Source organism: Bacillus sp. PS95 (genome assembly GCF_037963565.1).
Lineage (GTDB): Bacteria > Bacillota > Bacilli > Bacillales > Bacillaceae > Bacillus > Bacillus subtilis.
In genome coordinates, this window is record NZ_CP150160.1 from 2,437,579 (window position 1) to 2,464,201 (window position 26,623).

Sequence of the window (26,623 nt, forward strand, 5' to 3'; positions counted from 1 at the left end):
TCCTCCTATGATTGTTCAATATCAGATTTAATGTTAGAAAGAACCCCGTTTACAAACTTTGTCGCTTTGTCATCACCAAACCGTTTTGCCAGCTCAATCGCTTCGTTCATGGAGACATTAACCGGAATGTCTTCGGCATATGCCATTTCATATGCTGCCAGGCGCAAAATCGCACGGTCAACATTGGCAATCCGATCGAGCTTCCAATTCACCAGATGCTTGGAGATCATTTCATCCAGCTGGTCTTGGTGTTCCAATACCCCGTGTACAAGCTGTTCAAAGAAAGGATCTGTTTTTTCTTCATCCAGTGCGTGTTCTATGGCTTCATTCACTGCAATATCGCTGACATCAATTTGAAATAGTGCCTGCAAAGCTTTTTCTCTTGCTGTTCTTCTTTTCATTTTCTTTCTCCTTTGATCCTCTTTATCCGCTTGTCGTTAAGCCACAAAGAGATCATAACATATTTTTTTCGTATCCGCATATTGAAATCAAGGTTTTTTTACCCTATTACCGAATATTTTCACACACCTTAATATGATTATTCGGATTTCACGTTCATGAAGAAACTCGGCTATGTAAGCCGGCTTTCTTCATGCTTTGAAATAAAGGGTAACGTGTAAAAAAACCAAAGGGCCGCCCTCCCCTTGGTTTCGTGTTAAGCCATTTACATTTCTTCGTCGATTTGGACTTCTTGGGCTTTTGTGTCAAATTGAATGCCGACGATGTGAATATTGATCTCGTTAATCGAAAGAGACGTCATATTTAATAAGGTTTGACGAATGTTTTCCTGAACGGATGCTGCAACTTTCGGAATCGAAACGCCAAATGTAACGACACAGTATACATCGATCGTAATTCCGTCATCCGCCAGGTCGACTTTGACACCTTTGCCATGATTCACTTTGCCAAAGCGCTCAACGACGCCTGTCGCAAAGTTTCCGCGCATTTCGGCAACCCCATCAACTTCTGATGCTGCAATGCCGGCAATGACCTCAATGACTTCCGGTGCAATCTCAACCTTACCCAAATGCGTATCTTCGTGATCCATTTTAAGCAAGCTGTTGTCTTTCATTCAATTCACCTCCGTAAAAATTATGAGCCCATTACATCATATGTTTCTAAAAATTTCGTATTAAACTCTCCGCTCACAAATGTTTCGTGTTCAAGCAGTTTTAAATGGAAAGGGATTGTTGTCTCAATGCCTTCGATGACGAATTCGCTCAATGCGCGCTTCATGCGGGCAATCGCTTCATCCCTCGTTTTTCCGTATGTGATTACCTTTGCAATCATGCTGTCATAGTACGGTGGGATGGAATAGCCAGGGTACGCAGCTGAATCGACACGGACACCAAGACCGCCAGGAGGCAGGTACATTTTAATTTCACCAGGTGACGGCATGAAATTTTTACTTGGGTTTTCTGCGTTGATTCGGCATTCGATGGCCCAGCCTTCAAATTCAACATCTTCTTGCTTGAGGCTCAGTTCCATTCCTGATGCCACTTTGATTTGTTCCTTGATCAGGTCAGTTCCCGTCACCATTTCTGTGACTGGGTGCTCCACCTGAATTCTCGTGTTCATTTCCATGAAGTAATAGCGCTGTTCATTGTAGTCATAGATAAATTCAACTGTTCCAGCGCCTGTATAGCCAACCGCTTTTGCAGCCTTTACCGCTGCATCTCCCATTTGCTCCCTGATTTCTGAATCAAGGGCAGGAGATGGTGATTCTTCCAAAAGCTTTTGCAGGCGTCTTTGGATCGAGCAGTCGCGTTCGCCCAAATGGATCGTATTTCCGTAGTTATCAGCAAGCACTTGGATCTCAACGTGGCGAAAATCTTCTATGTATTTTTCGATGTATACACCTGGATTTCCGAATGCAGTTGCCGCTTCCTGCTGTGTAATCTTAATGCCATTAATCAGTTCCTCTTCAGTGCGGGCAACCCTAATTCCTTTTCCGCCTCCGCCTGCGGTGGCTTTTATAATTACAGGATACCCAATTTCATTAGCAAGCGAAACTGCTTCTTCCACATTTTCTATAATTCCCTGTGAACCCGGTACGATTGGCACGCCGGCCTGTTTCATCGTTTCCCGCGCAACGTCTTTTGTTCCCATTTTTGAAATGGCGTCAGCGCTCGGGCCGACAAACGTGACATTCACTTCTTCACATAATTCAGCGAAATCAGCATTTTCAGCTAAAAATCCGTATCCCGGATGAATGGCGTCCGTGCCAGTCAGCTTTGCAACACTCACAATATTTGTAACGTTTAAATAGCTGTCTTTTGATGCTTTCGGTCCGATACAAAAAGCTTCATCGGCCATTTGAACATGAAGGGCATCTTTATCAGCTTCTGAATAAACAGCGACAGTCTCAATTCCGAGCTCTCTGCAGGCTCTGATGATTCTGACAGCAATTTCTCCTCTGTTGGCGATCAATAGCTTTTTAATCATGTTCAGTCTCCTTACTCCGCTTTTACAAGAAATAGAGGTTGTCCGTATTCGACCAGCTGGCCGTTTTCTACTAATACTTCAACGATTTCGCCTTTCACTTCTGCTTCGATTTCGTTGAAAAGCTTCATCGCTTCTACAATGCAGACAACTGTGTTTTCATTTACTTTTGAACCGGCTGTTACATACGGGCCAGCTTCCGGTGATGAAGAAGCATAAAATGTTCCTACCATTGGTGAAGTGATTTTATGCAGATTCTCATCTTGCTTTGGTGCTTCTTGGGCAGGTGCCGCTGCTTGCTGCGCTTGCGGCTGAACTGCCTGCGGAGCCTGTGCTTGTACAGGTGCTGCCGGTGCCTGCTGCATGACTTGAACCGTGCCTGCTTCGTGTTTTTTCAGTTTTAAGGATACACCTTCATTTTCATATACGAATTCGTCAATTGTAGACTCGTCAATTGCTTTAATCAGCTCGTGGATTTCTTTGATATTTAACATTCAATCGCACTCCTATGTATGAAATTTCTTTTTTTATAGGTTACTACTAAAAGTACATACTATGTTCATCTTACAGGAGCGGACTTTTGAATTCAACTCTAATATGACAGCAACGCAAAAAGCCCGCTTGTTTAGCGGGCTTCTTTTTCCTCTTTCTTACTTGGATGGTTCAAACGTGACAGCGACATCTTTCATTGTTTTGATTTCTTTTGCGACAAGGTCTATAATGGCTGTCGCCTTCGATTTGGAGTGTTTGTCTGATTTGACTGTAATATTGATTTTATCTCCTTCAGCATTAACAAGCGCATCCTCGTAACCTTGTGTTTTAATCAGCGTTTCCAGCTGTTTTTCTGTTCCTTCCACTTCACTGAGAGCCGTCATTTTATCGTATGCTTCGCTTTTCTCCTTGGCTGTTGCATCATCGCTTGACACAATGGCATTCAGCTCTTCTCTTTCTTTGCTTCTGGCATCTTCTAAATCAAGACGGTACGTTGTAAACAGATCATCATCGGCTGTTTCCGTAACAACAGTTCCTTTTTCACTGGCTTCAGCGGATGTTTCCTTGTCTGCTGATGAATCTTTCGTTCTCTTTGTTCCATCTTCTTTTCCTTTTTCAGTTTCTGTACCGCTTTTTTCCTTCGTGTCTTGCTTGGCAGGCGCTTTTTCAGTTGCGACCTCTCCGCTGTCAGACGCGCTTTTTTCACTTTGCATCTGCACAGCGTTTTTGCTTTCCGGCGACATGATATAGTAGACGCTTAACACCACGACAAGACTGAGCATTGTTAATAGCCAAACGGTTTGTTTTTTAAGCATTTATGAATCCTCCTTTATTTTTTTAGGGGCAACCGCAACCCGGTGGCTTGGAACATCCAGGACCCGTGTCACCGCTTCGATAATGGTTTGTTTTATTTGAACGTTGTCCACTCCTTGAGCAACAACGAGTACACCGCGTATATCAGGTTTTTTCGTTTGGACGACGACAGGTGTTTCTTTATCGCCGTTTTTGATCATGACGATTTCTTCCTCCGATGATTGGTCTGTAACGCTTCTTTTTCCGCCTTCTTTGTCAGTTTCTTCAGTGGTTGTATTTTTGTTTGATTTGTTTTTTTCGTATACTTTCAGCGACGTTGCATCTACATTCACGACAACCGAGACATCGTCCACACCAATGATCGTTTCAAGGATTTCTTTCAGCTGATTTTCGTATTCTTTTTCATAGTCATCGATCGAGTCTTTAGGTTTATCAGATTTTGAGGCTTTAAACACTTCGGCTGTTTTCTCTTTGCTGTCTGCGGAATGTTGTGATGATACGGCCGTTATCGTTTTGGCGTTTTCTGTTTTCTCAGGTGAAGAAAACAGCTGGCTGACAAGCATAAAGGAAACTCCGAGAACAAAAACGAATAGAAAGTAATGATATTTGGTCAGCTTCGGCTTTTCGCCGTCCTTCGTTTGTCCCGGAAGAAACTGCTTTTTCAATACATTCCATAATCCGTTTTTATTCATTGCCGACACTCTCCCCGCCTTCCATATGAACCGTAATTTTCTCACTTCCGATTTCCCAAATGTCCGCGAGCTGCGTTTTTATCTGTTTGGCTTCTTTTTGTTCGGCTGCTTCTTTCGTTACGTATGCATGATCTGTATCAATGTGGACCGGCGCGACCGTTTGGACCGTTTTTTCAGAAGACGGGGCCATATACACGCTGATTGTTTTAATATCCTCTTCTGAATCTACCTTTTCTCCTGCCGTGAGTTTGATGCGGCCTACTTTATATTCATCATGACTGAATCTCTCCTCCGCTTTCTTTTTTAGTTGGACAGCCATTTCTTCTAGAATATATGCGCGCTGGGAAGCTTGTATTTCTATTTTTTTTGAATTGATTTGATTTTTTATGTCGGCAGACTCTGACTGCCCGTTTTTTGTGAGATATTCAAAGATGATTTCGGGGTCTGTCTTGAAAAGTTTAAAAATCGGCGTAAGCATGACGACAATCAAGAGCAGGCTGACTACCATTTTTGCGTACTTTTGCATGCTGGAGCTCGGCAGCAGCATATCAATCACAATTGCAAATAGGATAAACAACACGATGGTGGTAAGCCATTCCGTTAAAAAACTCATTCGCCTGCCTCCTTCATTTCATCATCATCGTGAGGTTTCCGGCTGTGATTATGACAGTAAGGCTTAAAAAAAACATGAGAGACACAATGGCGAGAGCTGCAAAAATATAAATGACGCTTTTGCTGATGACGTCGAGGCAGGTGATGACGGGCCCTCCTCCTAGTGGCTGAAGAATCGCGGCTGCCAGCTTATAAATAAAAGCGAGGGAAAGCACTTTGATTGCCGGAAATGCCGCGATACAGATCAAAATAGCGACACCGAGAATCCCTACCGTATTTTTCAGCAGTAAAGAGGCGCTGATTACTGTATCTGTTGCGTCTGTAAACATTCGGCCAAGCACAGGAATAAAATTTCCGGTTATAAATTTAGCCGTCCTGAGCGTAATGCCGTCTGTCACTGCAGCTGAGGCTCCCTGAACAGAGATGACGCCGAGAAAGATGGTAAGAAAAACAGCCAGTGCTCCGATGGCGATATTTCTGAGCAGGTTAGCCAGCTGTGTTACTTTGTATTGTTCAGTCATCGTGCTGACAATGCTCAGAATCGCTGATAAAAAAATCAGCGGCATGACGATATTCTGAATCAAGAGACCGCTCGTGTTCATCAGGAAGAGGATAACAGGATGAAAGAAGGCAGCAGATACAGCTCCGCCTGAGGAAGCCAAAAGCGCCAAGAGGAGCGGAATGAGCGCCAGGATAAAGCTGGTCATCGTCTGAATCGCCTCAGTTGCATAGTTAATTGCCACATGAAAGCTATTAAGCGCAAGGATAATCAGCACCATGTACACAATTGAGTAAGCGACCTTACTGACGGTGCTTTGCTGAAAAGCATTTTGCAAAAGCTGCAGAATGACGCAAAAAATCGTGAGCAAAATCAATGTGCCCAGCAGCTTTCCGTTGGCAAGCACTTCATGAAACAAATAAGAAAAGAGAGCTTTCAGCCATTCTTGCGGTGAGAATGATTTATCGCCATTGATAAACTCCATTAAGCTGCCTTTTTGGCTTTCCGGCAGCAGTCCGCCGTATTCTGTCATAATGTCATTCCAAAATTCCCCGATCTTATCTGTTTCAAGCGAGGCTGCTGTCCTTTCCGCTAATTGCTCGGCTGTTTCAGCATGGTCTTCCGTTTGTTCTGCATTACCAGCTGCTTGTACAATTTCTGCACGGCCTGCTATGATCAGCACGGCCAAAAGCAAAACCCATTGAAAGCGCTTCAATCTACCGCCTCCTTTCGGTTATGACATAGAAGGTATAAGTCCGAGAATCGTTTCGATAATGACGGTTAAAATAGGCACAGCCATTACGAGTATTAAAATTTTCCCCGCCAATTCTATTTTCGAGGCGATGGCTCCTTGACCGGCATCTTTTGTGAGCTGTGCTCCGAATTCAGCAATATAGGCGATTCCGATAATCTTTAAAATGGTTTCAACATAGACCATGTTGACATTTGCATTAATCGCAATTTTTTCTATCATTCGAATAATGTCGTAGATTTGGTCTACCAAATAAAGAAAAATGGCACATCCGGCAAAAACGACGATTAAAAACGCAAAAGTCGGCTTTTGTTCTTTTACAATTAAAGAAAGGAAGGTGGCGATCAGCCCTAAACCTACAATTTGAACAATGTCAATCTGCAAGCCCCCCTATCCTTGGAATAAAAACACAGCTTTTATCTTTTTAAATAGGTCATCTACAATCGTGGCGACCATAAATAAAATATAGATAAAACCTAACAGCGTCACCCACTGAGCGTATTCTTTCTTGCCCATCTGATCCAATATCGTGTGTAAAAAAGCGACCACGATCCCCACTCCGGCGATTTGAAATATGACATTCACGTCTACTCCCATTTTATTTTTGCTCCCCTCACGTTTACATCAATAGAAGAATGAGTAACAAGCCCGCTAAAAAGCCCAAACTTTTTATCATCTTTTCATTTTTCGCTTGCGCCTGCTCAGCATCCGCTTCAGAGGCTTCCAAATGTGTCAGCGCCAGCTTGATGTGCTTTTGCTGAGAGATTCGATCATGAATCCCGAGCGTCTCGCCAAACTGCTTCAGCACTTCGTATTCGCTTTTTTTCAAAGACAGGGTGTCCCATACCTTCTTTAAGCTTTGCTCCCACGCCGTTTTCGCGGAATCACTTCCCTTGTCCAGCTGATCACTGAATGCGGAAAAAAGAGCTGAAACAGGCTGTGTGAGCTGTTTGGCAATCTGCTGTGAAGCAGTATGAAGCGGTGTATGGCCGTACATGATTTCAGCCTCGAGGGATTGAAGCGCCGCACGCAGCTGGCGGATTTGCCGCGGCCGTTCTGTATAAATCTTCGCCATCTCAAAACCTGTCCATGTTGTCGCTACCACAATGAATACAGCGCCCAGCAGCTTCAGCATGTTTTCACGCCCGTCGTCCTAGACAGCACATTTCCGTCTTTGTCATAAATTTGGCTCACTGTGCCCGGCCCTTTTGCTCTTGATAATTCCAAATAGCGGTCAAAGGCTCTTTCTTCCCACAAACGCTTCAATGAAGGCCGCTTCATCAGGTCGGATATGCTCCAGCCATGCGCCGATACGATTACTGAAACACCGGCATGCAGCGCCTCCAGAAGTGCATCTGTATCTTCCATACGCCCGATTTCATCGACAATCATCACCTCAGGGCTCATGGATCGAATCATCATCATCAGCCCTTCAGCTTTTGGACAGGCGTCTAACACGTCAATTCTCTGACCAAATTGATGCTGCGGAATACCGCGAAGACATCCGGCAATTTCTGACCGTTCATCGACGATTCCTGTCTTTACGGGCAGCATGGGTTTTTTGCCGGTGCTTGAGAGCCTCGCAAGGTCCCGGAGAAGTGTTGTTTTGCCGGTTTGGGGCGGTCCGATAATCAGCGTATTCAGCCAGCTGTCTTGATATAAATATGGAAGCAGCGGCTCCGCAATCCCCAGCTTTTGCCGGGCAATTCGTATATTAAAAGATGCGATGTCACGGAGGCCTTTCACACCTCCGTTTTCCGTAATGACTCTGCCCGCCAGTCCGACTCTGTGGCCGCCTCTGATCGTGACATACCCTTTCTTTAGCTCTTCTTCTAGTGTATACATACTATAGTTGCTGAGCCGGCTCAGGATCAGATGGGCATCCTCGGCCGTGCCCGCATAGGACAAATAAACAGGTTGTCCTCTTCGAATCAATTCAACAGGGCGGTTGATCCGAATTCTGACTTCTTCGATTTCCAGCCATTGTTGTTCCGGTATTTCAGAAAGGGCGTTTTTCATGGATTCAGGGAGAACCTCAGCGATTTCATTCAACAGAGCCTCCTCCTTTCTACCGATTGGCTTCTTTAAAATGTATGATGTGAGGCAGACTTTATGACAAGCCTCTCTTTATTTATGAACACCCGCCAAAATCAAAACAACACCCGTAAAAATCAGAATCAGCTTTGCATACGAAAGCTGCCCGGCAATTTGGTAGATTCCGACAGTCATCGTAATGATAAAAATCAACGGACCGACAATAGCGAGAATGCCGTTAACCACAACCGCCTTCCGGACATCGTTGGTTACAAGCATGACAATTGCTGCCGTCAGCTCAATCATAGAGGATAAAACTCGTAATCCCGCCATTGTTAAAACAGTAGAATTGATATTTCCAAGTAAAAATTTCATAGCACTCTCCCAACCTCCCATTTTTTTATATGATATGCTCTAGCTTGCTGAAGTAGTCTTGTCATTTTCGTATAAAAGAAAGATTCTGTTTTTGGGCACAAAAAAAGCCTGCTCCCATTTGGGAACAGACTTCTTTTTTTCTTTCTATGCTCTTGAAACGTAAGAACCGTCTGATGTATTGACAACAAGTGTGTCGCCTTCATTCACAAAGAACGGCACGTTTACAACAAGCCCGGTTTCAGTTTTCGCAGGTTTTGTACCGCCTGACGCTGTATCACCTTTAATACCAGGTTCAGTTTCAACAACTTTCAGCTCAACTGTGTTTGGAAGTTCGATACCAAGTGTTTCATCCTGGTACATCATGATATGCACAGACATGTTTTCTAGCAGGTATTTTAATTCTTCTTCGATTTGAGTTGCGCTCAGTTCAAGCTGCTCATAAGAAGAAGTATCCATAAATACGTGCTGATCTCCGTTTGCATATAGATATTGCATTGTTTTGGTTTCGATTTGCGCTTTAGCTACTTTTTCACCAGCGCGGAATGTTTTTTCCTGAATCGCGCCAGTGCGAAGGTTGCGGAGTTTAGAGCGGACAAATGCCGCACCTTTTCCAGGTTTTACGTGCTGGAAGTCAACGACGCGCCAAATGCCGCCATCTACTTCAATTGTTAATCCTGTACGGAAATCGTTAACTGAAATCATGTTTAATGTCCTCCTATATTCCAATCACAAAATAATAAGTTCTTTTGGGGAATGGGTGATTGTCCGGTTGCCGTTTTCTGTAATCACGATGTCATCTTCAATGCGGACACCGCCTGTTTCTGGTATGTAAATGCCCGGCTCCACTGTGACCACCATACCCGGTTCAAGGATAGCTGAAGATCTGACGGATAATCCCGGCGATTCATGAACTTCCATGCCGAGCCCGTGCCCGGTTGAATGGCCGAAATAGTCACCGTAGCCTTTTGCAGCAATATGATCCCTTGTGAGGGCGTCAGCCTCTTTTCCTGTCATTCCCGGCTTAATATGTGCGACGCCAAGCGCCTGAGCATCAAATACAACCTGATAGATCTCCTTCAATTGATCACTGGGCTGACCTACAGCGACCGTCCGGGTAATATCAGAACAATATCCTTTATAATAAGCGCCAAAATCAAGCGTAACAAGGTCTCCGCTTTCAATCAGTTTGTCACTGGCCACACCGTGCGGAAGGCTTGAACGAAGGCCTGAGGCGACAATCATATCAAAAGAAGAGCTGTCTGCTCCCTGGCTTCTCATATAAAACTCCAGCTCATTGGCAACAGCGATTTCAGAAATGCCGGGTTTCATAAACGTCAAGATATGTCTGAAGGCATCATCTGCAATCTTCGCAGCTTCCTCTAATATCTTAATCTCTTCACTAGACTTAATCAAGCGCAACTTTTCCACGGATTCAGCCACAGGCACTAATTCGGCATCACTGATAACGGCGCTGTATGAAGCGTAAGTGCCATATGTCATGCTGTTCTGTTCAAAGCCGAGACGCTTGATGCCAAACGATTCAACAGTGTCGGCAGTGGTCTGAATCAAGCTGCCGCCATGTTCAATGATCTCAAAACCCTTTACCTGAACCTTCGCCTGCTCAGTATAACGAAAATCCGTAATAAACGCTGCTTTGTCACCCGATATAACAGCCAAACCCGCCGAACCTGTAAACCCTGTCATATAGCGTACATTCGTGCTGCTTGTAATCAGCATGCCGTCAATTCCCAGCTGTCCAAACAGGTTTCTTAATTTCTCTAGCTTCATCTTGATTCTCCCCCTTGCTGGCTTAATAAGTAGCGAACAGCAAGCTTGTAGCCTTCAGCTCCAAGACCGACAATCTGCCCTTTCGCAACAGGAGCGATAACCGACTGATGCCTGAATTCTTCCCTGGCGTATAAGTTTGATAAATGCACCTCTACCACAGGAAGACTGATGCTTGAAACAGCATCCCTGATCGCATAGCTGTAATGACTCAGGGCGCCGGGGTTCAGAACAATCCCGCTGTATTGCTCCTCAGCCTCATGTATCGCATCTATCAAATCACCTTCGTGATTAGACTGGAAGAAAGTGAGCTGGATATGTAAGGCTTCAGCAAACTGAAAAAGATCTGTTTCAATATCGGTCAGTGTCTGGCGGCCGAATACTTCAGGCTCACGACTCCCAAGCCGGTTAACATTCGGTCCGTTCAAAATCAAAAAATGAGGCACATAATCTCTCCTTTTTGCGAGGGTTTCTCATGTAAAAAATGTTCACTTCTCGTGAACATTTTATCATACTGGAAAAGGATTATACACTATTCTCTATGCATTCCCAGCGCACGTGCAAGCTTTTCCGAATTCAGCTCATTGTATTCAAATGAAATGGAATACCCGACAAACAGCCCGTAAAGCAAATAAATGCAAATGGTCGTAATAATTGTATCCGATGTCAGTTCTGTCACCGTGCGCACATCTGGAAAAATCGGATTAAAAACAAAAAACACGAGCAGCCAAAGCACCAAGCCGTATAAAATACCCGGCCACATTGTTTTTAAACGTTTCAATAGAAGAAAATAAAGAAATGCTGCGCCAATTGAAATTACTCCAATCAAAATGATGCTGATTACCGTTCCCAGCCCATGTTTTTTCCACTCTCCGAGCACAAATGGCTGCAATATCATATTCGGGCTGATTTCGGAAAAATGAAACAAGTATGCGATATAAGCAACGAAACTCCAAAGTACGCCTCCGCAAAAACCTGTTGCCGCCACCCTGCCGGCCATTGAAACAGGCGGCTTTTGCTTCTCATTCAATTCTTCATTTTGTTCTGTATCTTTTTCGCTTGTCATCATGGCACCTCCAGTTAAAGTGTGCCCAAAAAATGAAATGTCAATAAAAAAGCTCACACTTTTTGGAAGCTGCGAGTAAAATTTGAAAATAACGGGTATAATGCATGTAGAAAAAGCAAGGCTATGGCAATTTTTTCAGCCTGTCAATCTAGAGGTTTAGTGCTGTTTCCTGTACAATAGAGTGAAAGGAAATGGTTAGCAATCCTAAAGAAATAGGCAGGTTGATAATATGTCAAAACATAAAGTTCCGCCCGCTTACGGTGGGCAGGCTGTTGTGGAAGGCGTTATGTTTGGCGGAAAGCATCATTACGTTACAGCCATCAAAAGAACGGATGGAAGCATTGACTTTTTTAAGCTTCCACGCAAACACAACCCGAAACTGAACATCGTGAAAAAGATACCGTTTTTACGGGGGATCGCGGCCATTATCGAAGCGAGTGCAAACGGCACAAAGCATCTGAATTTTTCAAGCGAACGTTACGGGCTCGATCCATCTGAAGACGAGACACTTGAGCAGGAAGAAAAAAAATCCTCCGGGCTGTCTATGTATCTCAGCCTCGCAGTTATAGGCGTCCTATCATTTTTGTTCAGTAAATTCGTATTTACATTGGTTCCAGTTTTCTTAGCTGAACTGACAAGGCCGATTTTTTCCTCGGACACAGCGCAAATCGCGGTTGAAAGCCTGTTTAAGTTGATTTTGCTGCTCGGTTACATCTATTTTTTGTCCATGACACCGCTCATTAAAAGAGTGTTTCAATATCATGGAGCCGAACATAAAGTCATAAACTGTTATGAACAGAATTTGCCAATTACTGTGGAGAATGTCCAAAACCAATCTCGGCTTCATTACCGCTGCGGATCAAGCTTTATTTTATTTACGATTATTGTCGGCATGTTTGTTTATTTACTTGTTCCGACAGATCCGCTTTGGCTGCGTGTAATAGATCGTGTCGCACTGATACCGGTCGTGCTTGGTATATCCTTTGAAGTTCTGCAGCTGACAAACAAAGTGCGTGACATTCCCGGTCTGAAATTACTTGGGTACCCGGGTCTTTGGCTTCAGCTGTTAACCACAAAGGAACCTAAGGATGATCAGGTTGAAGTTGCCATCGAAAGCTTTAACGAACTTCTCAGACTCGAAGCATTGTCTGAGCAAAATCAGAAGCCTTCTCACAACGTCATCTAAAATCCGTTGCCCTGCTATTACTTTCGGAGGTGGACAGTTATGAATCATCGTGTACAACCTATTATTGCTGTATTAATTGCGCTGGGAGCGTTCGGTTTCCTCTATGTGCTGGTAACCAATCCCGGTGAAATGGCAAAAATGGCGGTAACCGTCATCGTGGCAGGTATCATTATTTATTTTATTGTGAAATATGTAATGAATCGAAATGCGGGCAGCGAAGGAGCAGCCTTCAAAAAAGCGGCGAAACAATCGCGGCGCCGGATGAAAGAACAAAAAGCAAAACACCGCGCCGGACATAAGGGACGTGTCAGCCACCTGCGAAGCGTTCCGAGCGCCAGCAAGCCTAAGCCGATGATTCTCAAGAAAAAAAGCCAGACTCAGCTGACTGTTATAGAAGGGAAAAAAAATAAAAAGAAAAACAGAGCGCTTTTTTAATAGGTCCACTGCTTTAAAAACAGCTCTGTCCGTCTTTTACCTAGCTCAATCAGGGCTAGTTTTTTTTGTTGTGTTAAATGAAAATCAGTTGCCATTACGCCATCAACCGGGAGAAAAATGATATTTTGTTCATAGCGTGACGCAATGTGCCTTGCGTCATGGGCATCCTTCATCGTTTCAAACAGGGCGCCGAACAGTTCAAAAGCGTTGCGGATATTTTTTTTCGGACGCTCTCTTTCACGCGGCGCAAGCGTCACACCGATCACAGGGCGCTTTCTTTCCTTTGAAAACAGCCAGATGGGGAAATTGCTTAACACACCTCCGTCGACAACCGTGGCGGTGCCTGTGTCCGTTTTTAATTTTATCGGTTCAAAAAAATACGGAATGCTGCAGCTCATTCTGACCGCTCTGGCAACCGGGAACATATCGGGATTTAACCCGTAACGGGCCAAATCGTCCGGCAAAACAATCATGGTGCCGTTTGTCAGATCAGAAGCAATAAGGCGCAGAGACCCTTTCTGCAAATCGCCGAAAACCCTTATGCCTTTCGCTCTTAACAGATCAGCAATCCATTCTTCTATCGTATCGCCTTTGTATAAGCCAAGACGCCAGTAGATGGACACCCACTGGAGCATCTTTAAGGGGAGAAATGAGTACCTCTGATCCAGCAATTTCTCTCCGTCCACTTCTTCAATTAAAGCGTGGATTTCCTTACTGGTGTAACCTGACGCAATGAAAGCGGCAATAATGGCGCCGGCGCTTGTACCCGCAACTCTTTTAAAGCGGAAGCCTTTTTCCTCAAGCACTTCATAAGCGCCTGCGAGCGCAATGCCTTTTACTCCTCCGCCGGAAAACACACCGTCAATATACATCTCATTCCCTCCCCCTCCATCCGATCGTTTATTACCATTTTAAGAAAACACGCGAAGAAATAGACCAACGAATGACGGGTGGCGTCAGCGTATCAAAAAAGACGGCCTCCTTCGAGACCGCCTTTTTACTGATTATGATGTTCTGTTTTCTTTTGGATTGATTTCAGATCTTTTTTACGGGCATCATCTTCTTCAAAATATTGTACAAGATCCCCGATGCGATCAATACTGTTCCAGCTTAAATGATGTTCGATTCCTTCGACATCGTTATATATTTTCTCTTCATCAACACCAATGATTCTTAAAAACTGCTCAAGCAATTCATGTCTGTATACCAGCCGTTTGCCTATTTTTTTCCCTTTAGACGTTAACACGAGACCGCGATATTTTTCATAAATTAAATATTCGTCTTTATCTAGTTTTTGAACCATTTTTGTTACAGAGGAGGGATGGACTGCCAATGCTTCCGCGATATCGGAAACTCGTGCATATCCTTTTTCTTCAATCAGCATATAAATCTGTTCAATATAATCTTCCATACTTGGTGTTGTCATCGAAACCCTCCCAAAAAGCACCTTAACTTTATAAACCATTACAAGTTTACACTAATGAACTTGAAAAAACAAGGATGCTCCGCGGGTCAAAAGCCCTGTTTACCGCTTATAATTCCATTCATCTGAAGCGTACTTTGTTTCAGCCAAGTGATGAACAAAATCAAGCTCTTCCTGAGAAAGTTCATATGGCTCCAAATGAATGTTAAGACCTGTTTCAAATCCTTCTTTAAAGGCTTTACGAGCCTCATCCATCGTCACCCGCTTTTCGGTGAGTTCATTAATGGCAACCGCTTTGTTTTTGAAATTGCGCTGCATCCGCTCTCTTACTCTTTCACTTGGATATAAGAACAGATCGAACAGCTTGTCCTCATCTAAATCAAGAAGAATGGAGCCATGCTGAAGAATCACACCTTTTTGTCTCGTTTGCGCGCTTCCCGCCACCTTGCGCCCCTCAACCACTAGTTCATACCACGAAGGCGCGTCAAAACAAACAGATGACCGCGGATTTTTTAAGCTTTCTTTTTCTTTTTCAGTTCTCGGGATGGCAAAGTAAGCGTCCAGACCGAGATTTCTAAAGCCTTGAAGTATGCCTTCTGAAATAACCCGGTAAGCCTCAGTAACAGTCGCCGGCATCTCGGGGTGCTCTTCCGAAACAATTACGCTGTATGTCAGTTCCTGATCGTGCAGCACACCTCTCCCGCCGGTCGGGCGTCTGACGAATCCGAGATTATATTTATGTACTGCTTCAAAATTGATTTCCTTTTTAATATTTTGAAAATACCCTACAGAAAGTGTCGCCGGATTCCAGCCGTAAAAACGGATAACCGGGGGGATTTTCTTTTCGCTGTGCCAATATAAAAGCGCTTCATCAAGCGCCATATTGAATGCAGGACTTGCATTGCCTGAGTCTATAAACCGCCAAGTTTCTTTTTGCATTTTAAGACCTTCCTTACCGTTTTAATAGAATCAGTTTATCAAACTGTCGGGAAAATGAAAAATATTTTAGTTCCATTATAGATGACAATCACGCTGTGCTTTACTATAATAGTATTTGTCGAAAACGGCTCTATGACCTTGTTTTATGAAGCAGGGTTTTGATTTTATATGCTAAAGGAGTAGAATCACATTGTCTAATATGATCGTTTTGATTATTTTTGCTGCGTTTATCATCTATATGATTGCTTCATATGTCTATCAGCAGCGAATTATGAAAACACTTACCGAAGAAGAATTCCGCGCGGGTTACCGCAAAGCGCAGCTTATTGATGTTCGTGAGCCAAATGAGTTTGAGGGCGGACATATTTTAGGCGCCCGCAACATCCCGCTTTCCCAGCTGAAACAGAGAAAAAATGAGATCCGTACGGACAAGCCTGTTTACCTGTACTGCCAAAACAGTGTCCGCAGCGGACGCGCGGCACAAACCCTGCGCAAAAACGGCTGCACTGAGATTTACAACCTAAAAGGCGGCTTTAAAAAATGGGGCGGAAAGATTAAAGCGAAGAAATAAAGCAAACAGCTGTCTGGTAGACAGCTGTTTTTATTTATCTTTCTTCCGCCTCGTATCTGAGCACCGGGTGTCTCGCCGCTTTTGTTTCATCCATTCTTTTTACAATCGTTGTATGCGGGGCCTCCTGAACAAGTTCCGGATTCTCCTCCGCTTCTTTTGCGATTTGAATCATAGCATCAATAAACGCGTCCAGTGTTTCCTTTGATTCGGTCTCTGTCGGCTCGATCATGATGCATTCTTCAACATTAAGCGGGAAATAAATCGTCGGCGGATGATAGCCGAAATCAAGCAGCCGTTTTGCAATATCAAGCGTACGCACTCCCAGCTTTTTCTGCCGCTTCCCTGATAATACAAATTCATGCTTGCAATGGCGGTCAAACGGAAGATCGTAATAAGGCGCGAGCTTTCTCATCATATAGTTGGCGTTTAACACTGCGTTCTCAGTAACAGCCTTTAATCCGTCAGGCCCCATGGAGCGAATATACGTATACGCTCTCACATTAATGCCAAAGTTGCCGTAATACGGCTTCACACGGCCGATCGCATGAGGGCGGTCATAATCAAACGTAAAGCGCCCTTCTTTTTTGACTAAAACTGGCTTTGGCAAATAAGGAATCAGATCTTGTTTTACGCCGACAGGGCCTGAGCCCGGGCCTCCGCCGCCATGAGGGCCTGTGAATGTTTTATGCAGGTTGAGATGCACCACGTCAAATCCCATATCTCCAGGTCTCGCCTTGCTTAAAACGGCATTTAAATTAGCGCCGTCATAATACAGTTTCCCCCCCGCTTGGTGTACAATTTCCGCCATCTCTGTAATCTGCTCCTCAAACAAGCCGAGCGTGTTCGGATTCGTCAGCATAAGCGCTGCAGTTTCTTCATTCACTGCTCTTTTTAAATCCTCTAAATCAACAAGCCCTTTTTCATTCGATTTCACCGTAACGGTTTCAAAGCCTGCTACTGTCGCTGATGCAGGATTCGTCCCATGCGCGGAATCAGGGACAATGACCTTCGTCCGCTTGAAATCCCCGCGAGCTTCATGATAGGCACGGATCATCATCAGCCCCGTCCATTCGCCGTGCGCTCCGGCAGCAGGCTGAAGCGTAACCTCATCCATTCCCGTTATTTCTTCAAGGTGCTTGCTTAAATCATATAAAAGCTCTAATGCGCCTTGCACCGTGTCTTCATCCTGAAGGGGATGAATCGCAGCAAAACCAGGTATACGCGCGATTTTTTCATTGATTTTCGGATTGTATTTCATCGTGCAAGAACCGAGAGGATAAAAACCGGAATCCACCCCGTGATTGCGTTTGGACAGCGCTGTATAATGGCGCATGATGTCCAGCTCTGAAACCTCCGGCAGCGCTGCGTCTTCGTCACGAATATAGGTGTCTGACAAGAGGTCCTCCAATTCGATTTCCGGTACATCGAGCTCCGGCTGACTGTAGCCGATTCGGCCTTCTCTTGAAAGTTCAAAAATAAGTGCCTGGTCCTGATTACTCATGGCGATCCCCCAATTCCTGAATGAGTGCGTCAATTTCTTCTTTTGTTCTCAGCTCCGTTACAGCAATCAGCATATGGCAGTCCAGCTCCGGATACGTCAACCCAAGATCATATCCGCCAATCATGCCTTTTGCCAGCAAACGCTTGTTCACAGCTCTCACCGGCTCATCCAGTTTGATGACAAATTCATTAAACATCGGCCCATCAAACATAACGGTAAGGCCTGCTTTTTTTGCTTCTTGCTTTGCATAGTTGGCTTTTAAGAGATTTTGGCGGGCTATATCTTTTACGCCGTTTTTTCCGAGAGCAGTCATGGCCACTGATGCTGCCAGCGCATTTAAAGCTTGGTTCGAGCATATATTTGATGTTGCTTTATCCCGGCGGATATGCTGCTCCCTGGCTTGCAGGGTAAGCACAAAGCCTCTTTTTCCGTTTTCGTCTTCCGTTTGTCCGACGAGACGGCCCGGCACCTTTCTCATTAATTTTTTAGTAACGGCAAAAAAGCCGCAATGCGGGCCGCCGTATGCTGAAGGAATGCCGAAAGGCTGCGCATCACCGACGACGATATCAGACTGAAACTTGCCCGGCGGAGTGAGAAGACCAAGCGCCAGCGGGTTGGCTGAAACAATAAACATGGATTTCCCTTGATGAGCGATAGGCTCAATATCCTTTAGCGGCTCGATCCGGCCGAAAAAATTCGGGTATTGAACGATCACTGCGGCTGTGTTCTCGCAAACGGTTTGACGCAATGCATCAAGATCCGTAACGCCATCCGCAGCGGGTACTTCAACAACATCAATATACTGACCTTTTGCGTACGTTTTCAGCACCTCTCGCGATTCAGGATGCACGGTTTTTGACACAACAATTTTTTTCTTTTTCGTGTGGCCTGAAGCAAGCATTGCTGCTTCTGCCAAGGCTGTTCCGCCGTCATACATCGAGGAGTTGGCGATATCCATGCCTGTCAGTTCACAGATCATCGTTTGGAATTCAAAAATAGCCTGGAGCTCTCCTTGTGAAATCTCTGGCTGATAAGGCGTATATGCGGTATAAAACTCAGAGCGCGAAATGACATGATCCACAATGACAGGCTGATAGTGGTCATATACACCCGCTCCTAAGAAAGAAGCGTATTGTACGGTATCACGATTTTTAGAGGCCAGCTTTGTCAGTTCTCTTGTTAATTCTGTCTCTGATTTCGCTTTTTTGATTTGATACTCTTTTTTATATTTGACGTTTTCCGGTATATCAGCAAATAAATCATCGATGCTGCTTACGCCGATAGTAGCAAGCATCTCCTGTTTATCCTTTTCTGTTGCGGGCAAATAACGGTGCTTCATGTGTTGTCTCCTCTCTCCAAGAAAAAATATTAGCGTTTATAAAATGGTGTTTTGACAACCTTTGCTTTCACTAATTTTTTGCGTATCTCTACATCTACAACAGTCCCGATCTCACTCGTTTCCGAATCAATTAAGGCAAGGCCGACGTTTTTTCCTAATGTCGGTGACTGCGTGCCGGTTGTCACCTTTCCGACAGACTTGCCATTATGGAAAACCTCATATCCGTGCCGCGGTATCCCTTTTTCAATCATTTCGAGACCGACAAGTTTGTGCTTCGCTCCGTTTTCTTTTTGTTCACTCAATACTGACTTACCGAAAAAGTCAGACTCCTTTTTGTGCTTTACAGCAAAGCCTATACCTGCTTCAATCGGTGTAATATCCCGGGTCAGCTCCTGACCGTAGAGCGGGAGCTTCGCTTCAAACCGGAGTGTATCACGTGCACCGAGACCGCATGGAATCAATCCGTATGCATCCCCTGCATCGATGATTTTTTTCCAAATATGCATAGCATCATCACTGCGGCAGTAAATTTCATACCCGTCTTCTCCCGTATAGCCAGTGCGTGAAATAAGTGCTTTGCGGCCGCTGATATCGGCTTCATCAATAAACGCAAACGGCTTTAATGCAGACACATCCGCATCTGTCAGATTTTTTACGATCGCTTCTGCTTTCGGTCCCTGTACAGCCAAGAGCGCGATTTGATCTGACTGATTGTCAATCTGCACATCACCTGCTGCATGTTCTTTCATCCAAGCCAAGTCTTTATCTATATTAGAAGCATTAATGACAAGCAGATAGCGGTTCTCTCCTTTTTGATAGATAAGCAAATCATCGACGGTTCCGCCATCCGGGTAACACATCGCTGTATATTGAGCACGGCCTGGCGTTAACGCGGAAACATCATTTGTCATCAATCTTTGCAAAAAAGACAGACTGTCGTTCCCTGACACTTCGACTTCTCCCATATGAGATACATCAAACAAACCGGCTGCAGTTCGGACAGCCTCGTGTTCTTTTTTTATAGAAGAAAATTGAACAGGAAGCTCCCAGCCTCCGAAATCAATCGTTTTTCCCCCATATTCCTTATACAGGTCAAATAACGGCGTTCTTTTCAGCATCTAATTCCTCCCCTTTATCAACGGCGCAGCTAAAAAATATACAAAAAAGGACAGAGAAACACCTCATGTAAAATGAAGGTTCTCTGTCCTGGCACCTGAAAGTTTACTTTGCATACGCAAAGACGTCCCCTTTGGTGGTTTGCGCATCCGCACAAACACTCTCCAGAGTTGCGTCGAGCAAGAGTTCTTTTGCCTGAGAGATTCACTCCGCAGTTTGCTCCTTCGGCGCCTGTATCCCGAGGTTTTCGGTCAGGTCTCTCCCCTTGCTGTCATTCGCTCATATTTTCATGCTGTTATGGACATACTATAGCAATATCTTACATCAAATACATACTCATATCCTACCATCATCACTATATGCTGGGCAACAGCAATTTGGGCAGATTTTTCTTATATTATTCATCTTAAGAATCGAAGAATAAGAAAGGCGGTTTCAAAGCAATGAATACAGAAATGATCTACGATGCAAAATGGCCTGAAGAATTTGCTGAAAGACTGAAAAACGATGGCCCTTGGGCAAACTGGGAACTGTACAAGCTCTCTGCAGAAATCCAGAAAACATTAGCAATTCCAGAGTTTGAAGGCTTACGGGCTCCTTTATATCTGCCTTCCTTTACGCCGCTCCCCCACCAGCTTGAAGTGGCGCAAAAAGTGGTTGAAAAAATGAACGGGAAAGCGATTTTAGCAGATGAGGTTGGTCTCGGAAAAACGGTTGAAGCTGGACTGATTCTAAAAGAATATATGATTCGCGGGTTAGCAAAAAAAATTTTGATCCTTGTGCCCGCTTCCCTTGTGTCACAATGGGTCAAAGAGCTTCAGGAAAAATTTTTGATTCCGGCTGTTGAACAAAAGAAAAGCTATGTGTGGGAGCAATGCGATATTGTCGTCTCATCACTAGACACCGCGAAGCGCTCGCCCCATCGAGAAATCGTTCTGTCTATCCCATATGATCTTGTCATTATTGATGAGGCACACAAACTGAAAAATAGCAAAACGAAGAACTATGAATTTGTCCGGAATCTCGTAAAAAAATATTGCCTGCTTCTTACCGCGACGCCAATCCAGAACCGTATCGAAGAGATTTTCAATTTGGTGTCCTTATTAAAACCCGGCCATTTAGGCAGTCAGAATCACTTTCAGGAGGAGTTCGCCAAGAAGAAATCCAGTTTAGAAGCGCATGAACATTTAAAAGATCTTGTGAATAAAGTCATGATCCGTAACAGGCGGCATGATACAGGGCTGAATTGGAAACAGCGCCATGTTGAAACAGTGCCGATTCAATTTTCTCCATCAGAGCAGGCGCTTTATGATGAAATTTCTCGCTTGAAGGACAGTATCAATAAACCAGCCAGCATGTTCTCGATTATGACCTTGCAAAGAGAATGCTGTTCGAGCAGAGAAGCGGTATATATGACGCTGAAAAAGATGCTTGATCAAAAAGAGAAACAAGCACCTGCCATTGATGAGGATACGATTTCAGTTTTGATAGATCGCATCAATCAAGTGACACAAAACTCTAAAGCGCTTCAAGTTGTTGACTTGATCAAAAAGATCGACGATAAGGTCATCATTTTTACAGAATACCGTGCAACCCAGATTTATCTGCAGTGGTTTCTTCAGCAAAACGGCATCAGTTCTGTGCCGTTTAGAGGCGGATTTAAACGTGGAAAAAAAGACTGGATGAAGGATCTTTTCCGCGGAAAAATCCAAGTCCTTATTGCAACTGAAGCAGGCGGTGAGGGAATTAACCTACAATTTTGCAATCACATGATCAACTATGACCTGCCATGGAACCCGATGCGGCTTGAGCAAAGAATCGGAAGAATTCACAGACTCGGGCAGGAGCGTGACGTGCATATTTATAACATGGCGACAAAACATACGGTGGAAGAGCATATTCTAAAGCTTTTATATGAAAAAATTCATTTGTTTGAAAAAGTGGTCGGTGAACTTGATGATATTTTAACGAAAATTCAAGTGAACAATTTTGAAGAGCACCTTCATGACATTTTGTATCACTCAGCAACAGAAGAAGAAATGAAAATAAAAATGGATAACTTAACCTCATTTTTGTCTTATAAAAAACAGCTGCCTGCTGAAAAAAGAGGATCTTAGCCTGTAAGGAGGTTTTATTAGTGAGACAGCAAGAGGTTCACGATTTTCTGCTGCGTTTTTTTCAAGCAAACAGCTGCCAAATCGTCGATCAAGGCTTAGGCTATATGACAGTGCAGCTTACAGTTGAAATGGACAAACAAATCATGAACCGCCCTTTCTACTGGCATTGGCGCGAGAAGACAGGCGGTGATCCGAATCCAATGAAAATCACTTTTATTACAGATAAAGAAAATGCGCCAAAAGACCTAGATGGTGAATTTATATATTTTGGGGCCCCGCGTCTTTTTCAAATATTTAAAGCTGTTAAACAAAATGGGAGATTTACCAGAATGTATGAGAAAATTGAATCAGCCGGAGCTAAAGTCCCACTTCAGCCTTGGCTTGGTATAAATGTCACGATTTCATACCAGTCCGACATGAAAAAGGATAAGTTATTGTCACTAGGTCTTCACCTAGTCTCTGGAACGATAATTGAAGATTTTCAAAGCAAGCTGACCCAGTTTTCACTGACGTCTCAAATATGTGACTATTGCTTCACCATTTCACCTATGATCAAACCAGAAAGCGGACTTAAGCGTATGGAAAACTATATTTCCAAATCCGCTATGCAGGAGCCGTCCGACTGGGCGGAACAGGCGGTTAACAGGTGGAAGAATGATATGACATTGCTTGATAAGTTTTACGAGCATATAGAAGAAAAACCAGAAGAATACCATCTAGAAAAACAGGCGCTGAAAACCTTGTATCAACCAAAGATATCAGTTGAAATTGAAAATGGCGGATTGTTTTATCTGCAAAATAATATTTCAAGCTAACTTTTTTACCATTCGACATCATTCTCGTTTTTTTTGAGAAAATACGATTATAATAAAGGTATATTGGAAAAAAATTCTGGTGATTCAATGGCAAATGACTTCCAGAGACTAATGAAGCATACAATAAGTCATGGCCGGACTGGCTGAAATACATAAACAAGTATTTTAGGAGGAGAAACTGCATGAAGAATGCAAAACAAGAGCACTTTGAATTGGATCAAGAATGGGTTGAATTAATGGTGGAAGCCAAAGAGGCAAATATCAGCCCGGAAGAAATACGAAAATATTTACTTTTAAACAAAAAGTCTGCTCATCCTGGTCCGGCAGCCAGAAGTCATACCGTAAATCCTTTCTGAATGTGCTATAATATCACAAGGAAGGTGATGACATTGATTGGCCAGCGTATTAAACAATACCGTAAAGAAAAAGGCTACTCACTATCAGAACTAGCTGAAAAAGCTGGGGTAGCGAAGTCTTATTTAAGCTCAATAGAACGAAATCTACAAACGAACCCCTCCATTCAATTTCTCGAAAAAGTCTCCGCTGTTCTGGACGTCTCGGTTCATACTTTGCTCGATGAGAAACATGAAACCGAATACGATGGTCAATTAGATAGTGAATGGGAGAAATTGGTTCGCGATGCGATGACATCCGGGGTATCGAAAAAACAATTTCGTGAATTTTTAGATTATCAAAAATGGAGAAAATCCCAAAAAGAGGAGTAGTGCCTGAGCAGAGGCACTAACTCCTCTTTTGTCAATAACCATCGAGACGGCCCAGTATATGAATACTGGGCCGTCTCTTTTTATGGCTGTTATTAATTTTTATCCTCGCTGTGCGCTTTTTCATTTTCTTTCACATAACCGTCTTTATCAGTATGGTCCTTTTTGATTGTCAAGCCGTTCCACTGTGTAGCTTCGAACGAGAATTGAAGCTTAATGGAGTTGCCTTGATATTTATTTTGAACCATAAGCCCGTTTTCATCTTTTGTTTTATCATCTCTGAATTGGATTTCCATTTGAACCTGATCGAAGTCAGTTGGTGTTTTTGGAACACCATCATATTCAGGAGCGGTTTTACCGTCAATTGTTGCTACATTGACTTTACCGCTTGCATGTAAGAATTTAGGGTCAATTTGTTTTTTGATTTTTTCAGCAGCCGCTGCATCATTTTTAGCAGACATCAAATACAAGTCTTTAAGGTTCGCATCATCTAAAATAATGTTTTTCGGGTAACCATTGCCGCCCTCTTTTCCAACTGTCAACAATGTCACTTCAAACTGGCTGAGGAAATCTTCTGGAGATGTATTGCTGCCGCCGTTTGCTTTAAAATCTCCATAATTAAGCGCCATTAAAACTTCTTTGATCGCAAGTGATCCGTTATTTTCAAATTGGAAATCCTTTGTCAACTTATCTCCCGGCTTTAGATTTGATAAGTTCACACTCGCTGAATTCTCTTTAGCAGATAAATCAAGCGTACCTGATGCAAAAGTAGCATCCTTTGATTTAATGTCGTTAAATGCTGCCCATGTTCCTCCTCCAACTAAAGCTAATCCTAGTGCTGCAGAAGCAACTCCTAAACTCAATTTCTTTTTCATACCCATGGTAAACTCCCCTTTTATTGAATGATTTTATATCGAAACCTGTTGCCAGGTTTACAACTGAAGTTAAGTAGACATGGTGCTGTCCTTTGTATCTGTTTCCAAGGCTTTTGTCTTTCTTTCAATTTCTCTAATGGCGCTGCTGATCGTCACAAAAGCGTACACTAACAGCATCACGCCGGGAACAATCAATAATACAGCCGTTCCAATCGGCTGGCTGGCAAAATGAAGCATATAGCCTGCATATGGAAGCTGAAAACCTGTGTATTGTGCGCGAACATTTTCGTCCGATACAGGCGCTGAATCAGCTGCTGCATTATTATCACCTTTTGTTTTAAATAACAAATGGTCTCCTTGCTTTGTTATGTCAACAATTCTGTGGGTGACAGCCGTATTTGCATCCTGCATAAATGTAATAACGTCACCTTTTTGAAGCTCTTTCACATCAGCGATTTCTTTTACCAATATTAAGGAACCTGTATTGAACTCCGGCTCCATCGAACCTGACAGAACTGATTTCAGCGTATACCCAAACACCGCCGGCTCTCCCCCGGATGAACGTGTTGAAATCACGACAAGTGTCAGCACAATAATAAGAGTAAAGATGATCACGTATAAAATATTACTGATCAGCTTCATTGCTTTTTTCATCCTCTTCCCCGCTTTCCTTCTGGTCTGATTGAGTTTCATTTTCTTTGGTTACAGCTTCTTGAGATGTTTCTTCTTTCATTGTTTTTTCCTGTATATCCTTTTGTGTTGTTTCATTCTCCTTTTTGACGTCCGACTTTGTTTCTTTTTTAGGGACTGTCGGTTTTTCATCGCATTTTGCAAGCGTCATAGGCTCCGACCACTCAAATGTACTGCCGTTTGCCGGGTAGCCTGCCGGTTTATATACTTTAAATGCATAAATGCCGGGTTTCATTTTTTTCTTCGTCTCAATTTTATAAAGTGAATCGCCAATTTGATTGGTGACAAATCCTTTTTCGATCACGTTCCCATCCTTTAACGGTTTGCGGGCATTTTCAAGCTTATGAAGCTCCCACTTCCACTTTGATTTCTTAAGTTTCTCACCTGTATTTTCGAGCACAGCAAATAAGGCGAAAGGTGAGCATACAGTGCCTTTCGTATCCGTTTGATCTGATATGTGCAAATCACTTTGATCCCAGCGTTTATCATAATGGCAGTTTTTATCTGTATGCTGAAAGTCTTTACACGTTTGAAGTGAGACATCAAATGTTTCAATATCATGAAAAGCAGCGCTTGTATCATCGGAAAATTGTAAGCATATTGCGGCAGTCAGACTGAAAATGACTGAAAGCTGAAAGATAAGCAGAACTTTCAGTTTCGTCTTCGCCTTTTGCTGATTGTGAAACAATCGAAACATATCTTACCTCCTGTAAAACACTGTAACTTGATATGACAATCGTTCTCTTTAAAGAACTTCACAAATAGAGTATAATCAACGATTTATAGATTTAAAAACACCGAAATCGCTCATTTCGTTCGTTTAAAAGAATGTTTTCATCATATTACAAAGTCTTGCTCAGTATTGCTCATTTTTTCAATTTTTTAGAAATTTTTGGGATTGTTGTGTGAGAATTTAAATGCATATCCCATTATTATTTGGTAATAATAAACAAAGAAAGGGTGACAGCATGATGATCAAACAATGTGTGATTTGTCTATCTCTTCTCGTCTTTGGCACCACAGCCGCTCACGCAGAAGAAACACCGCTTGTAACCGCCCGCCACATGTCCAAATGGGAAGAGATTGCTGTAAAAGAAGCAAAAAAAAGGTACCCGCTCGCACAGGTACTGTTCAAACAAAAAGTATGGGACCGTAAAAGAAAAGATGAAGCAGTGAAGCAATACCATTTAACTCTGAGGGAAGGGTCAAAAGAATTCGGCGTTTTTGTGACGATTTCATTTGATCCTTATAGCCAAAAGGTCAATAAAATCGCCATATTAGAAGAATATCAATAAGGTCCTCCATTTTTTGAAGGACCTTATTCGTTTATTTG

34 protein-coding genes and 1 riboswitch are annotated in these 26,623 nt (G+C 43.3%); of the genes, 8 read left to right on the top strand and 26 right to left on the bottom strand.

Going from position 1 to position 26,623, the window contains the following annotated elements; all coding sequences use genetic code 11:
- Positions 1-5 precede the first annotated feature (5 nt).
- From nusB to NSQ12_RS12565, 17 genes are all read right to left on the bottom strand, one after another.
- Positions 6-401, bottom strand: a complete 396-nt coding sequence (gene nusB / locus NSQ12_RS12485) for a transcription antitermination factor NusB (protein ID WP_003230256.1) — start codon at positions 399-401, stop codon at positions 6-8.
- Positions 402-664: 263 nt separating this feature from the next.
- Positions 665-1,072 carry a fatty acid biosynthesis protein YqhY gene (gene yqhY, locus NSQ12_RS12490; RefSeq protein WP_003230254.1) on the bottom strand — a complete coding sequence of 136 codons (408 nt, stop codon included), beginning with the start codon at positions 1,070-1,072 and terminating at the stop codon, positions 665-667.
- Positions 1,073-1,092: 20 nt separating this feature from the next.
- Positions 1,093-2,445 (bottom strand): acetyl-CoA carboxylase biotin carboxylase subunit, encoded by a 1,353-nt coding sequence (gene accC / locus NSQ12_RS12495; RefSeq protein WP_003230253.1) that lies wholly within the window; start codon positions 2,443-2,445, stop codon positions 1,093-1,095.
- An 11-nt stretch (positions 2,446-2,456) separates the two neighbouring features.
- Positions 2,457-2,936 (bottom strand): acetyl-CoA carboxylase biotin carboxyl carrier protein, encoded by a 480-nt coding sequence (accB, locus tag NSQ12_RS12500; protein ID WP_003230252.1) that lies wholly within the window; start codon positions 2,934-2,936, stop codon positions 2,457-2,459.
- 156 nt (positions 2,937-3,092) lie between these two features.
- Positions 3,093-3,749 (bottom strand): stage III sporulation ratchet engulfment protein SpoIIIAH, encoded by a 657-nt coding sequence (gene spoIIIAH, locus NSQ12_RS12505; RefSeq protein WP_163182159.1) that lies wholly within the window; start codon positions 3,747-3,749, stop codon positions 3,093-3,095.
- A complete protein-coding gene (gene spoIIIAG, locus NSQ12_RS12510) occupies positions 3,750-4,439 on the bottom strand; it encodes a stage III sporulation protein AG (protein ID WP_003230248.1) in 690 nt (229 codons plus the stop codon).
- Positions 4,432-5,052 carry a stage III sporulation protein AF gene (spoIIIAF, locus tag NSQ12_RS12515; protein WP_015251730.1) on the bottom strand — a complete coding sequence of 207 codons (621 nt, stop codon included), beginning with the start codon at positions 5,050-5,052 and terminating at the stop codon, positions 4,432-4,434. Before spoIIIAF ends, spoIIIAG begins: the two co-directional genes overlap by 8 nt.
- A 13-nt stretch (positions 5,053-5,065) precedes the next feature.
- A complete protein-coding gene (spoIIIAE, locus tag NSQ12_RS12520; RefSeq protein WP_003230230.1) occupies positions 5,066-6,265 on the bottom strand; it encodes a stage III sporulation protein AE in 1,200 nt (399 codons plus the stop codon).
- A gap of 18 nt (positions 6,266-6,283) precedes the next feature.
- Entirely contained in the window at positions 6,284-6,685 is a 402-nt protein-coding gene (spoIIIAD, locus tag NSQ12_RS12525; protein WP_003230228.1) for a stage III sporulation protein AD, read from the bottom strand.
- 6 nt (positions 6,686-6,691) lie between these two features.
- Positions 6,692-6,898, bottom strand: coding sequence for a stage III sporulation protein AC (spoIIIAC, locus tag NSQ12_RS12530; protein WP_003153142.1), 207 nt, complete (start codon positions 6,896-6,898; stop codon positions 6,692-6,694).
- Between the two features lie 22 nt (positions 6,899-6,920).
- Positions 6,921-7,436 (bottom strand): stage III sporulation protein SpoIIIAB, encoded by a 516-nt coding sequence (gene spoIIIAB / locus NSQ12_RS12535; RefSeq protein ID WP_032722102.1) that lies wholly within the window; start codon positions 7,434-7,436, stop codon positions 6,921-6,923.
- Positions 7,430-8,353: a stage III sporulation protein AA gene (spoIIIAA, locus tag NSQ12_RS12540; RefSeq protein WP_043857806.1), complete on the bottom strand. Its 924-nt coding sequence runs from the start codon at positions 8,351-8,353 to the stop codon at positions 7,430-7,432. The genes spoIIIAB and spoIIIAA overlap by 7 nt, the downstream gene beginning before the upstream one ends.
- Positions 8,354-8,428: 75 nt before the next feature.
- Positions 8,429-8,710, bottom strand: coding sequence for a YqhV family protein (locus NSQ12_RS12545; RefSeq protein ID WP_106073560.1), 282 nt, complete (start codon positions 8,708-8,710; stop codon positions 8,429-8,431).
- A 144-nt stretch (positions 8,711-8,854) separates the two neighbouring features.
- The gene (efp, locus tag NSQ12_RS12550; protein ID WP_003226377.1) at positions 8,855-9,412 is read right to left on the bottom strand and encodes an elongation factor P; all 558 of its coding nucleotides are present in this window, start codon (positions 9,410-9,412) and stop codon (positions 8,855-8,857) included.
- 24 nt (positions 9,413-9,436) lie between these two features.
- Positions 9,437-10,498 (bottom strand): aminopeptidase PapA, encoded by a 1,062-nt coding sequence (papA, locus tag NSQ12_RS12555; RefSeq protein ID WP_015251726.1) that lies wholly within the window; start codon positions 10,496-10,498, stop codon positions 9,437-9,439.
- Positions 10,495-10,941: a type II 3-dehydroquinate dehydratase gene (gene aroQ, locus NSQ12_RS12560; protein WP_003230223.1), complete on the bottom strand. Its 447-nt coding sequence runs from the start codon at positions 10,939-10,941 to the stop codon at positions 10,495-10,497. The genes papA and aroQ overlap by 4 nt, the downstream gene beginning before the upstream one ends.
- A gap of 86 nt (positions 10,942-11,027) precedes the next feature.
- Positions 11,028-11,564, bottom strand: a complete 537-nt coding sequence (locus tag NSQ12_RS12565; RefSeq protein ID WP_003230222.1) for a YqhR family membrane protein — start codon at positions 11,562-11,564, stop codon at positions 11,028-11,030.
- A gap of 226 nt (positions 11,565-11,790) precedes the next feature.
- Between NSQ12_RS12565 and NSQ12_RS12570 the strand changes: the two genes are divergently transcribed.
- Positions 11,791-12,747 carry a DUF1385 domain-containing protein gene (locus NSQ12_RS12570; protein ID WP_048655107.1) on the top strand — a complete coding sequence of 319 codons (957 nt, stop codon included), beginning with the start codon at positions 11,791-11,793 and terminating at the stop codon, positions 12,745-12,747.
- A 39-nt stretch (positions 12,748-12,786) separates the two neighbouring features.
- Positions 12,787-13,182 (top strand): SA1362 family protein, encoded by a 396-nt coding sequence (locus NSQ12_RS12575; RefSeq protein ID WP_003226367.1) that lies wholly within the window; start codon positions 12,787-12,789, stop codon positions 13,180-13,182.
- On the opposite strand, the gene NSQ12_RS12580 is transcribed toward NSQ12_RS12575, so the two are convergent.
- The 3 genes from NSQ12_RS12580 to lipM form a co-directional block, all read right to left on the bottom strand.
- Positions 13,179-14,054: a patatin-like phospholipase family protein gene (locus tag NSQ12_RS12580; RefSeq protein WP_080529533.1), complete on the bottom strand. Its 876-nt coding sequence runs from the start codon at positions 14,052-14,054 to the stop codon at positions 13,179-13,181. The genes NSQ12_RS12575 and NSQ12_RS12580 overlap by 4 nt on opposite strands.
- Before the next feature lie 125 nt (positions 14,055-14,179).
- Positions 14,180-14,608, bottom strand: coding sequence for a transcriptional regulator MntR (gene mntR, locus NSQ12_RS12585; RefSeq protein ID WP_003236923.1), 429 nt, complete (start codon positions 14,606-14,608; stop codon positions 14,180-14,182).
- A gap of 99 nt (positions 14,609-14,707) precedes the next feature.
- A complete protein-coding gene (gene lipM / locus NSQ12_RS12590; protein ID WP_014664579.1) occupies positions 14,708-15,544 on the bottom strand; it encodes an octanoyltransferase LipM in 837 nt (278 codons plus the stop codon).
- A gap of 190 nt (positions 15,545-15,734) precedes the next feature.
- On the opposite strand from lipM, the gene NSQ12_RS12595 reads away from it, so the two are divergent.
- Positions 15,735-16,115, top strand: a complete 381-nt coding sequence (locus NSQ12_RS12595) for a rhodanese-like domain-containing protein (protein ID WP_004398485.1) — start codon at positions 15,735-15,737, stop codon at positions 16,113-16,115.
- A gap of 34 nt (positions 16,116-16,149) precedes the next feature.
- On the opposite strand, the gene gcvPB is transcribed toward NSQ12_RS12595, so the two are convergent.
- The 3 genes from gcvPB to gcvT are packed head-to-tail and all read right to left on the bottom strand — an operon-like array spanning position 16,150 to position 20,073.
- Positions 16,150-17,616 carry an aminomethyl-transferring glycine dehydrogenase subunit GcvPB gene (gene gcvPB, locus NSQ12_RS12600; RefSeq protein ID WP_339174847.1) on the bottom strand — a complete coding sequence of 489 codons (1,467 nt, stop codon included), beginning with the start codon at positions 17,614-17,616 and terminating at the stop codon, positions 16,150-16,152.
- Positions 17,609-18,955, bottom strand: a complete 1,347-nt coding sequence (gene gcvPA, locus NSQ12_RS12605; RefSeq protein WP_029317920.1) for an aminomethyl-transferring glycine dehydrogenase subunit GcvPA — start codon at positions 18,953-18,955, stop codon at positions 17,609-17,611. Before gcvPA ends, gcvPB begins: the two co-directional genes overlap by 8 nt.
- A 29-nt stretch (positions 18,956-18,984) precedes the next feature.
- Complete coding sequence (gene gcvT, locus NSQ12_RS12610; protein WP_213379484.1) at positions 18,985-20,073, bottom strand: glycine cleavage system aminomethyltransferase GcvT; 1,089 nt, start codon at positions 20,071-20,073, stop codon at positions 18,985-18,987.
- Between the two features lie 171 nt (positions 20,074-20,244).
- A riboswitch (glycine riboswitch) is annotated at positions 20,245-20,346 on the bottom strand.
- A gap of 168 nt (positions 20,347-20,514) precedes the next feature.
- On the opposite strand from gcvT, the gene NSQ12_RS12615 reads away from it, so the two are divergent.
- From NSQ12_RS12615 to sinR, 4 genes are all read left to right on the top strand, one after another.
- Entirely contained in the window at positions 20,515-22,188 is a 1,674-nt protein-coding gene (locus NSQ12_RS12615; protein ID WP_213379486.1) for an SNF2-related protein, read from the top strand.
- A 20-nt stretch (positions 22,189-22,208) separates the two neighbouring features.
- A complete protein-coding gene (locus NSQ12_RS12620; protein ID WP_003230200.1) occupies positions 22,209-23,003 on the top strand; it encodes a YqhG family protein in 795 nt (264 codons plus the stop codon).
- Positions 23,004-23,185: 182 nt separating this feature from the next.
- Positions 23,186-23,359 carry an anti-repressor SinI family protein gene (locus tag NSQ12_RS12625; RefSeq protein ID WP_003230187.1) on the top strand — a complete coding sequence of 58 codons (174 nt, stop codon included), beginning with the start codon at positions 23,186-23,188 and terminating at the stop codon, positions 23,357-23,359.
- Between the two features lie 33 nt (positions 23,360-23,392).
- Positions 23,393-23,728, top strand: a complete 336-nt coding sequence (gene sinR / locus NSQ12_RS12630) for a transcriptional regulator SinR (protein WP_003226345.1) — start codon at positions 23,393-23,395, stop codon at positions 23,726-23,728.
- Between the two features lie 92 nt (positions 23,729-23,820).
- Here sinR and tasA read toward each other — a convergent pair whose 3' ends face one another.
- The 3 genes from tasA to tapA all read right to left on the bottom strand — a co-directional run bounded on the left by tasA (position 23,821) and on the right by tapA (position 25,987).
- The gene (gene tasA, locus NSQ12_RS12635) at positions 23,821-24,606 is read right to left on the bottom strand and encodes a biofilm matrix protein TasA (protein WP_015714250.1); all 786 of its coding nucleotides are present in this window, start codon (positions 24,604-24,606) and stop codon (positions 23,821-23,823) included.
- A gap of 63 nt (positions 24,607-24,669) precedes the next feature.
- Entirely contained in the window at positions 24,670-25,242 is a 573-nt protein-coding gene (locus NSQ12_RS12640; RefSeq protein ID WP_003230181.1) for a signal peptidase I, read from the bottom strand.
- Positions 25,226-25,987 carry an amyloid fiber anchoring/assembly protein TapA gene (tapA, locus tag NSQ12_RS12645; protein WP_003230180.1) on the bottom strand — a complete coding sequence of 254 codons (762 nt, stop codon included), beginning with the start codon at positions 25,985-25,987 and terminating at the stop codon, positions 25,226-25,228. The genes NSQ12_RS12640 and tapA overlap by 17 nt, the downstream gene beginning before the upstream one ends.
- 271 nt (positions 25,988-26,258) lie before the next feature.
- On the opposite strand from tapA, the gene NSQ12_RS12650 reads away from it, so the two are divergent.
- Positions 26,259-26,585: a YqzG/YhdC family protein gene (locus NSQ12_RS12650; protein WP_003246051.1), complete on the top strand. Its 327-nt coding sequence runs from the start codon at positions 26,259-26,261 to the stop codon at positions 26,583-26,585.
- The last annotated feature ends 38 nt before the right edge of the window (positions 26,586-26,623 follow it).